Here is a 572-nt window from a genome sequence, read left to right on the forward strand (position 1 = left end):
GACGATAAACATCCGGATGCTAAAAAAGGCCGAGATGGCAATCGTACAGTTGGTTCCTTGTATGATCTGATCACAGCCAAAGATAAAGCTGCAAAGCCTATAGGCGAGTGGAATGAAGGCCGTGTACTGGTTCAAGGCAAACATGTAGAACACTGGTTAAACGGTAAAAAAGTGGTAGAGTATGAACGTGGCAGCGAAGACTTTAGAAAACTTGTAGGTATGAGCAAATATGCAGCCCCGGAATACAACGCCAATGGACGTTTTGGAGAAGCAATCAAAGGCCATATCCTGCTACAGGATCATGGTGATGAAGTATCATTCCGAAATATTAAGATTAAAACGTTATAATATATCCGGACAGAATAGCTTCCTGCCGGAATAAGCAAGGCAAATGCGTTTCTTGATAAAACAAGTAAAGTAATTATTCCACATCCTGATTCAGATAGTATTTCCATGGAAAACAATCATCAAACCTCCCGCCGTGATTTTCTAAAGAAGACCGCTCTGGGAACAGCCGGATTAGCCATGAGTATGAGTGCATCCAGTTATGCACGTATCATTGGCTCAAATGA

The 572-nt window shown here is 42.0% G+C and carries 2 protein-coding genes; both read left to right on the forward strand.

The annotated features are described in order from the left end of the window. Window positions 1–348: 3-keto-disaccharide hydrolase (locus QNI22_RS40195; RefSeq protein ID WP_314520331.1), on the forward strand; the 348-nt coding region annotated here is incomplete at its 5' end. Between the two features lie 105 nt (window positions 349–453). Beyond that, the coding region (locus QNI22_RS40200; RefSeq protein WP_314520333.1) for a twin-arginine translocation signal domain-containing protein at window positions 454–572 on the forward strand (119 nt) is incomplete at its 3' end.

The organism is Xanthocytophaga agilis, assembly GCF_030068605.1.
GTDB classification, from domain to species: Bacteria; Bacteroidota; Bacteroidia; order Cytophagales; family 172606-1; genus Xanthocytophaga; species Xanthocytophaga agilis.